The following is a 644-nucleotide window of genomic DNA, read 5'->3' as shown; positions in this document are numbered from 1 at the left end:
AGCGACTAATAATCAAACAATTTCAAGCGATTGGTTTTTCGATGATATTGAAAGGACAGCATTAATAATTGATTATAAAAGTAATTCGATTAATTTTAAGTTATTTGGTTCAAATGATAAAGTTAATGCAATTGAATTAAAATCATTTACATTGAATAATCCGAATGGTAGTGTAAAACAGGACTTTATAGTAGAGCCTTACAAGTTTTATAAAGTTCAATTGACTGGATCATACGAATATGTAAGAGTTTATTTAATCGAAGCTAATTACTACAAAGCACAAGTTTATAAAGCAATTGAGATTTTAATTCGTGGGCTTTCAACAACGCAATCAGATAGCTGGTTTGAAAAGGCAGAGTATTACGCAAAAAGTTATGCTAATGAATTGGAAACAATGCTTTTAACTTATGATAACGACGATGATGGAATACCAGATACAAAAGAAAATACTTCAATTAAAAGCATAGAGCTATTGAGATGATTAATGCACTAATTAATTACTTAATCAATCAAGGTTTTGTTCAAATTGAAGGTGATATTGCGAATTTTGAAAGTAATCAATTCACGATTGAAGTTAAAGACTATGAAGTTTTATTCACAGCAACGAATGGAAAAGTTTATGGAGTTAAAAATTATTTATTAGA

General features: G+C 28.3%; 1 protein-coding gene. It reads left to right on the top strand.

The genetic code is table 11. The annotated features are described in order from the left end of the window. The coding region (locus N3D74_06680) for a hypothetical protein (protein MCX8095848.1) at nt 1–481 on the top strand (481 nt) is incomplete at its 5' end. Between the last annotated feature and the right edge of the window lie 163 nt (nt 482–644).

The organism is Caldisericia bacterium, assembly GCA_026414995.1.
In the GTDB taxonomy this organism is placed as follows: Bacteria; Caldisericota; Caldisericia; order B22-G15; family B22-G15; genus JAAYUH01.
Note: the sequence above shows the minus strand (reverse complement) of the source record. Positions and strands in the feature narration are given on the sequence as shown.